The organism is Mesorhizobium sp. M7A.F.Ca.CA.002.15.2.1, assembly GCF_003998715.1.
Taxonomy (GTDB): Bacteria; Pseudomonadota; Alphaproteobacteria; order Rhizobiales; family Rhizobiaceae; genus Mesorhizobium; species Mesorhizobium ciceri.
Genome location: NZ_RZPI01000338.1, coordinates 1 through 5869 on the forward strand (window position 1 = coordinate 1; position 5869 = coordinate 5869).

The 5869-nt window shown below is 62.8% G+C and carries 8 protein-coding genes; 5 read left to right on the forward strand and 3 right to left on the reverse strand.

Annotated elements, in window-relative coordinates; all coding sequences use genetic code 11:
* From sufD to sufA, 4 genes are all read left to right on the forward strand, one after another.
* A partial coding sequence (gene sufD / locus ENZ74_RS18950; protein ID WP_127312920.1) for a Fe-S cluster assembly protein SufD occupies window positions 1-1092 on the forward strand: 1092 nt, incomplete at its 5' end.
* 185 nt (window positions 1093-1277) lie between these two features.
* The gene (locus ENZ74_RS18955) at window positions 1278-2519 is read left to right on the forward strand and encodes a cysteine desulfurase (RefSeq protein WP_063170212.1); all 1242 of its coding nucleotides are present in this window, start codon (window positions 1278-1280) and stop codon (window positions 2517-2519) included.
* Window positions 2520-2540: 21 nt separating this feature from the next.
* Entirely contained in the window at window positions 2541-2933 is a 393-nt protein-coding gene (locus ENZ74_RS18960) for an SUF system Fe-S cluster assembly protein (RefSeq protein WP_013532157.1), read from the forward strand.
* 100 nt (window positions 2934-3033) lie between these two features.
* Window positions 3034-3414 carry a Fe-S cluster assembly scaffold SufA gene (gene sufA, locus ENZ74_RS18965; protein ID WP_013532156.1) on the forward strand — a complete coding sequence of 127 codons (381 nt, stop codon included), beginning with the start codon at window positions 3034-3036 and terminating at the stop codon, window positions 3412-3414.
* A 184-nt stretch (window positions 3415-3598) separates the two neighbouring features.
* Here sufA and ENZ74_RS18970 read toward each other — a convergent pair whose 3' ends face one another.
* Window positions 3599-4096, reverse strand: a complete 498-nt coding sequence (locus tag ENZ74_RS18970) for a GFA family protein (protein ID WP_013532155.1) — start codon at window positions 4094-4096, stop codon at window positions 3599-3601.
* Between the two features lie 90 nt (window positions 4097-4186).
* Here ENZ74_RS18970 and ENZ74_RS18975 point away from each other — a divergent pair, with 90 nt between their 5' ends.
* Window positions 4187-4510 (forward strand): TfoX/Sxy family protein, encoded by a 324-nt coding sequence (locus tag ENZ74_RS18975; protein ID WP_063167810.1) that lies wholly within the window; start codon window positions 4187-4189, stop codon window positions 4508-4510.
* 69 nt (window positions 4511-4579) lie between these two features.
* Here ENZ74_RS18975 and ENZ74_RS18980 read toward each other — a convergent pair whose 3' ends face one another.
* Window positions 4580-5497 carry a pseudouridine-5'-phosphate glycosidase gene (locus tag ENZ74_RS18980; RefSeq protein ID WP_063167811.1) on the reverse strand — a complete coding sequence of 306 codons (918 nt, stop codon included), beginning with the start codon at window positions 5495-5497 and terminating at the stop codon, window positions 4580-4582.
* 74 nt (window positions 5498-5571) lie between these two features.
* Window positions 5572-5869: PfkB family carbohydrate kinase (locus ENZ74_RS18985; RefSeq protein WP_245470976.1), on the reverse strand; the 298-nt coding region annotated here is incomplete at its 5' end.

A 5869-nucleotide genomic window follows, 5' to 3' on the forward strand; every position in this document is an offset into this window, starting at 1 on the left:
GACTTGCGCCGGTTGCTGAATACCGTGCCGGACTTCGACCCTGCCGCCATGGCCAAGGCCATTGCGCCGATCGTTGACGGTTCCACTGTGGTGTCGATCCTGAACGGCAAGTCCGACGCCAAAGTGCCGGTTCTTGAAGGCGTCTCTTTCCAGCGCCTGTCGGAAAAGCTGGTCGACGGCAGCGCAGCACCTGGGCTCGACCCCTATGGCAGCGACGACGCCATCGGCGCGCTGAACACGGCTTTCGTCGCCGACGGATATTTTGTCGACATCGCCGATGGCGTGGAACTCGAAAAGCCGGTCGAGCTGCAGAACCTGCAGGCCGGCGGCCAGACCCATGTGCGCCTGCCAGTGCGTGTCGGCGCCGGCGCCAAGGCCGTCATCGTCGAACGGCAGACAGGTGACGGCGCTGCCCTGGGCAGCTCGGTCAGCCAGCTCGTGCTCGGCGAAGGCGCCGAGGTGACGTGGCTGATTGTCCAGGAACAGCCGGAAACGGCGACGCATCTGGCCCAGTTCAAGGCCCATATCGGCAAGAATGCCAAGCTGACGTTGTTCGTCATGAACGCCGGCGGCAAGCTCGTGCGCCAGGAGATCATGGTCAGGACGACTGGCGAAGGCGCCGATTTCAAGCTGCGCGGCATCAACCTCTTGGCCGGCGACACCCATACCGACGTGACCATGGTTCTCGACCACGCCGTGCCGCACACGACCTCGACGGAGATCATCCGCAACGTGGTGACGGGCAAGGCGCGCGGCGTGTTTCAGGGCCGCATCAACGTCCATCAATATGCGCAGAAGACCAACGCCAAGATGGCATGCAACACGCTGTTGCTGTCGGACGACGGCGAGTTCTCGACCAAGCCGGAGCTTGAAATCTTCGCCGACGACGTGATTTGCGGCCATGGCGCGACGGTCACCGAGATCGACCACGATCATCTGTTCTACCTGATGGCGCGCGGCGTCGACGAGAAAAGCGCGCGGGGGCTGCTCGTGAAGGCCTTCGTCGCCGAGGTGATCGAGGAACTGGACGACGAGGCGATCGTCGAAGCGCTGGAAGCGCGGCTCGACGGCTGGTTCGTGGCACACGGCTAATTGGATGGGGTCCGGCAAAGCCACCCCTCATCCGTCTTGGCGCTACGCGCCAATCCACCTTCTCCCACAAGGGGAGAAGGTAAAGCGCTAGACCTTCTCCCCTTGTGGGAGAAGGTGGCCGAGCGAAGCTCGGTCGGATGAGGGGTGTTGGAAGGATCTCGGCCTTGGCCGGCAAGGACTTTGAAATGGACCAGAAACTCGAAAACATTCCCTACGACGTCGAAGCGATCCGCCGCGATTTCCCGATCCTGTCGCGGGAAGTCTATGGCAAGAAGCTGGTCTATCTCGACAATGGCGCCTCGGCACAGAAGCCGCAGGCGGTGCTCGACGCTGTCCAGCACGCCTACAGCCAGGAATATGCCAACGTCCATCGTGGCCTGCATTTCCTGTCCAATGCCGCGACCGACGCCTACGAAAAGGCGCGCGAAACGGTACGCCGTTTCCTCAACGCGCCAAGCACCGACAACATCATCTTCACCTCGAACACGACCTCGGCCATCAACACCGTGGCCTATGGCTATGGCATGCCCAACATCGGCGAGGGCGACGAGATCGTGCTGTCGATCATGGAGCACCACTCCAACATCGTTCCCTGGCATTTTATCCGCGAGCGGCAGGGCGCCAAGCTGGTCTGGGTGCCGGTCGACGATCTCGGCGTCCTCCACATCGAGGAATTCGAAAAACGGCTGACCGACCGCACCAAACTGGTCGCCGTCACGCAGATGTCGAATGCGCTGGGCACGGTGACGCCGATCAAGGAAATCGTGCGCATCGCGCATGCGCGTGGAATTCCCGTCCTCGTCGACGGCAGCCAGAGCGCCGTGCATATGCCGATCGATGTGCAGGATCTCGACTGCGACTTCTTCGTCTTCACCGGGCACAAGGTTTATGGCCCTTCGGGCATCGGGGTGCTCTACGGCAAGAAGGACATTCTCCAGGGCATGCGCCCCTTCATGGGCGGTGGCGAGATGATCGAGGAGGTGACGGAAGACATCGTCACCTACAACGAGCCGCCGCATCGTTTCGAAGCCGGCACGCCGCCGATCGTGCAGGCGATCGGACTGGGTGCCGCGCTCGACTATATGGAAACGATCGGCCGCGAGCGCATCGCCGCGCATGAGGAAGACCTCAAGACTTATGCGCATGAGCGGCTGCGCGCCATCAATTCGCTGCGCATCTTCGGCGATGCGCCCGGCAAGGGCGCCATCATCTCGTTCGAACTGCAAGGCATTCATGCGCACGACGTGTCGATGGTGATAGACAGGCAGGGCGTTGCTGTCCGCGCGGGCACCCATTGCGCCCAGCCGCTGTTGAAACGTTTCGGCGTAACCTCCACATGCAGGGCATCGTTCGGCATGTATAATACCAGGGCCGAAGTCGACGCTTTGGCCGAGGCGCTTGAGAAAGCGCGCAAATTCTTCGGATGACGATTTTTTTGGGTGACGACCATGGATGATGCAAGCATCGCTGCCGAGACCACTCCGGAAACCGCGCCCAATGCGCTGGTTTCGGGATCGGCCATTCCAGCCGACGAACTGGCGCGGTTGACCGACGACATCGTATCGGCGCTGAAGACGGTCTACGATCCGGAAATCCCGGCCGATATCTACGAACTCGGCCTCATCTACAAGATCGACATCGAGGACAATCGCTCGGTCAAGATCGACATGACGCTGACCGCTCCCGGCTGCCCTGTCGCCGGCGAAATGCCCGGCTGGGTCGAAAATGCCGTCGGCGCCGTCGAAGGCGTGTCCGGCGTCGAGGTCAACATGACCTTCGACCCGCCATGGTCGGCCGACCGCATGTCGGAAGAGGCGCAGGTGGCGGTGGGCTGGTACTAGCGTCAAGCCTGGCACACTTGCGCGAGGGATAAAACTTCACCATTTTAGGTGAGGAATCATTCGGCAGGCCTTGAACCTGCATGGAATGGAAGGAAAAAGAATGGGACGCTTCGCCGTCATCACCATGACCGAAAAGGCCGCCGACCGGGTGCGCGAGATCGTCGCCACCCGCGACAACGCGCATGGCATCCGCCTCGGCATCAAGAAGGGCGGCTGCGCCGGCATGGAATATACGGTCGATCTGGTGACCGAGCCCAACACCAAGGACGACCATATCGAGCGCGACGGCGCTCATGTCTATGTCGCGCCCGAGGCCGCGCTATTCCTGTTCGGCACCGAGATGGATTTCGAGCAGACGACGCTGCGCACCGGCTTCACCTTCCACAACCCGAACCAGAGCTCGGCCTGCGGCTGCGGCGAATCCGTCGAACTGAAGCCGGCCGACCTGAAGGCACTGGCAGAGGCACGCGCTTCGGCCTGATTTTTTCCTTCGCCCCGTTTACGCGGAGAAAGTGTCACGAAGTGACGGATGAGGGGCAGCGCCAGCCTCTCCAGAGTTAGCTCCGCCCAGCCTGCCGGCGTACGTCGTTAGAAAATCCAAGCAATTGGCTTTTCGTTCGCTGCGCGGATCACTCCTCACCTCCCCGTAAACGGGGCGAAGAAACTCACTCCACCCACATGCCCGTCCGCTTGTGCCAATCGGCGATCGATTCCTCGGGATAGACGTCGAAGACCTTGTCGTGCTTGCCAACCACCGGCTCGACCCAGTTCGCCTTGTATTTCAGCATCAGGTGCACCTTGCTCTGTGGGATGGGCAGGTCGCTGTCGATCGCCGAGGCGAAGGGATGCACAAGCTCCGGCCAGGTTGGATCGTAGAGCCAAAGGGCTGAGCCGCATTTCTTGCAGAAATTGCGCTCGCCGGTTGAGATTTCGCAATGCGGATGCTCGTCGTCCTCGATCTCCGCCCGAAAGACGCCGAGGCTGCGCTTGCCCCTGATGTTCAGTGTCTCGTTGTCGGCACCGAGATTGATGGCAAACCCGCCGCCGCCCTGCTGCTTGCGGCAGATCGAGCAGTAGCACAGCATGAATGGCGCCGGCGTGTGGCTCTCCACCTCGAAACGCACGGCATTGCAGCGACAGGACCCTTTCAGCAGAAGCGGCATGGCGGGAAAACTCCGATACCTCTCTCAACCTGTCAGCATGATTTTGGTTGCGGCGATGACAAGGCCAGATGCCGGTGACATGATCGCGGCATGGACAATGAACGCATCGCCGAACTGTTCGAGGGTCTCGGCCCTGTCAGCATCCGCAAACTGTTCGGCGGCAAGGGCATCTATTTCGACGGCGTCATCGTCGCCATCGTGTTGCGTGGCGAATTGATGCTGAAAGCCGACGAGCAAAGCGCGCCCGAGTTCGAGGCCGCCGGCTGCACGCAATGGACCTATACCGGCTCGCGCCACGGCAAGCTGGTCGCCATGCCCTACTGGAGCGTTCCCGACAGCGCTTTCGATGATCCCGAGGAGATGGCGGCCTGGGCACGCCGGGCGTATGAGGCGGGGCGGCGGGCGGGGAAGTGAATGCCAACCTTCTTGGCACAGCGGAGGGACAGCACCCCCCTCTGTCCCGCCGACCTTGGAGGCCGTGCCCTACAATGCCCTGGCTATCCTCGCCGCCAACCTTGCATTGTTTTCCACCAGCGCGATGTTGGTCTTCAGGCTCCTGCCGCCGGTCAGTTCGAGGATCTTTCCCAGCAGGAATGGCGTCACTGCCTTGCCGGTGACATGTTGTGCCTCGGCGGCCTTCTGCGCGGCGTCGATATAGCCCGCCATCTCCGCAGCCGGGATTTCCTGGTTTTCCGGCACAGGATTGGCAATCAGCATGCCGCCAGCAAGCCCAAGTGCTGCCCTCGTCTGGTAGAAATGCGCGATCTCTTCCGGCTCGTGCAAGGTCAGCGGCGCGCGGAACGGCGATTGCCTGGACCAGAAGGCCGGCATCGTCTCGCAGCCATGGCCGATCACCGGCACGCCGCGCGTCTCCAGCACTTCCAGCGTCTTTTCGATGTCGAGGATCGCCTTGGCGCCGGCCGAGACGACAATCACCGGGGTGCGCGCCAGCTCGTCGAGATCGGCGGAAATGTCAAAGCTCTTTTCGGCGCCCTTGTGCACGCCGCCGATGCCGCCGGTGGCAAACACTTTTATGCCGACCATATGCGCCGCGATCATCGTGGCGGCGACCGTGGTGCCGCCGGTGCGCCCTTGCGCCACGGCAAAACCGAGATCGGCGCGCGACAGCTTCATCGCGTCGCCCGTCATCGCCAGCGATTCGCGCTCGCCGTCCGAAAGCCCGATCTTGATGCGGCCGCCAACCACGGCGATCGTCGCCGGCACGGCGCCGCCATCGCTGATGATCTTTTCGACATCGGCCGCCATGGCGCCATTGTCGGGGTAGGGCATGCCATGGGTGATGATGGTGCTTTCCAGCACCACCACCGGCCGGCCGTCGGCCAGGGCCTGCGCCACCGGCGCGTGGATGTCGATGAAGGGGCGGGCGGTCTCAGGGGTCATCAAGGTCTCCTATCCGGAATGCGGCGCGTCCGTCGGACGCTCGGCAACATCGCGGCACTATGAATTCGCCGGTCTCATGCCATTTCCCTGGCATCCGGCACAAGAGCCAACGCTTCCGCGAAGCTCGCCGCGGTGAACTCCGGAACGGCGGCGGCGCTTTCGATGGCAAGCGTCGCCCCGGCAATGCCTTCGCGCAGAGCTGCCCGCAACGGCAGTCCGCGCAGCAAGGCAGCGACCGTTGCGCCTGCCAGCGCATCACCGGCGCCGGTGACGTCGGCGACCTTTCTTGGTGGCGGCGGCAGGATAGAGAAGGCGCCGGCTTCATCGAAGCCCAGCATGGGCCCGCCGCCTGCCGTCACCACGCCGCTGACG

Bases quoted from the DNA above. Each gene is read 5' to 3' on its own strand.
- ENZ74_RS18975 (WP_063167810.1), top strand. From the start codon at position 4,187: ATGGACAATGAACGCATCGCCGAACTGTTCGAGGGTCTCGGCCCTGTC.
- ENZ74_RS18960 (WP_013532157.1), top strand. From the start codon at position 2,541: ATGGATGATGCAAGCATCGCTGCCGAGACCACTCCGGAAACCGCGCCC.
- sufA (WP_013532156.1), top strand. From the start codon at position 3,034: ATGGGACGCTTCGCCGTCATCACCATGACCGAAAAGGCCGCCGACCGG.
- ENZ74_RS18970 (WP_013532155.1), bottom strand. From the start codon at position 4,096: ATGCCGCTTCTGCTGAAAGGGTCCTGTCGCTGCAATGCCGTGCGTTTC.
- ENZ74_RS18980 (WP_063167811.1), bottom strand. From the start codon at position 5,497: ATGACCCCTGAGACCGCCCGCCCCTTCATCGACATCCACGCGCCGGTG.
- ENZ74_RS18955 (WP_063170212.1), top strand. From the start codon at position 1,278: ATGGACCAGAAACTCGAAAACATTCCCTACGACGTCGAAGCGATCCGC.